We start from the raw sequence: 876 nt of genomic DNA, 5'->3' as shown, positions 1-876 counted from the left end.
CGCTGTTGAGGTATTCGGTCTTGTTGCCCAGCGCATCGACTTCGGCGATGAGGTTGCCCTTGGCGTCGTAGCGGGCTTTCCAGGTGCTGCCGTCAGGGTAATCAACCTGCGTGACCAGGGTGGTCAGGTGATGGTGCTGGTATTTGATCTTGCGCCCGAGCGGATCAGTTTCTTCGACCAGCCGAGCGTACTCGTCGTACTTGAGCTTGACGGTATTGCCATCGGGCAATGTGAGGCCGGTCATGTTGCCGGTGTCGTCAATCTCTATAACGTAATGTTCGCCACCGAAGTCGCGGCTCGAGGTGACGCGGTGATCGCTGTTGTAATGAAGTTCAGCTTCGCGCCCGAGTACATCGGTGATCCATGTGGTGCGCGCATCGATGTCGTAGCGAAAATGGAAGTGCTCGCCATCGCTGGTCCAGTGTTCCACCACTCGAGGTTGCTCTGCGATGGTTTCCCAACGGTAGTTGCAGGTCAGGCCCAAGGCATTGCTGTGACTGGCCATGACGCCGTCGGCGTAACTGAAGCGGCGAACCGAATCGGTGTTGCGATTGATCACCTCGATAAGCTGGCCATTGTCGTCGTAGCGATACTGCACCAGGGTTTCGACAGCCTGATTGTCGACGACGCGTTTGACATCGGTCAGGCGACCCAGCGGGTTGTCGTAATGCAGGTGCACACGAACGCCGCCTGTGGCGCTGATGTCGGTCAGCGTGCCGTCGACCGTGCGGGTGAAATGCAGGAAATGGCCGAGGGCATTTTCGAGGCGTTGTAGCGGGACAGGGTTGTTGTCGTCCGGCACTTCGCCGAAGTAAAAGAAGATGTTGTCGAGGGTTTGCAGCAGGTAGTGACCGCCTTCGGTGCAGACCAGATACA

Annotated in this window: 1 pseudogene; it reads right to left on the bottom strand. The window is 57.8% G+C overall.

Features of this window, described 5'->3' with window-relative positions:
• Positions 1 to 876, bottom strand: a pseudogene (locus tag IMW75_RS26740) (type IV secretion protein Rhs); the annotation flags it as partial.

Origin of the sequence: Pseudomonas gregormendelii (assembly GCF_017114825.1) — a bacterium.
GTDB lineage: Bacteria > Pseudomonadota > Gammaproteobacteria > Pseudomonadales > Pseudomonadaceae > Aquipseudomonas > Aquipseudomonas gregormendelii.
The sequence above is the reverse complement of the archived record's forward strand: the minus strand, read 5'-3'. Positions and strand labels throughout refer to the sequence as shown.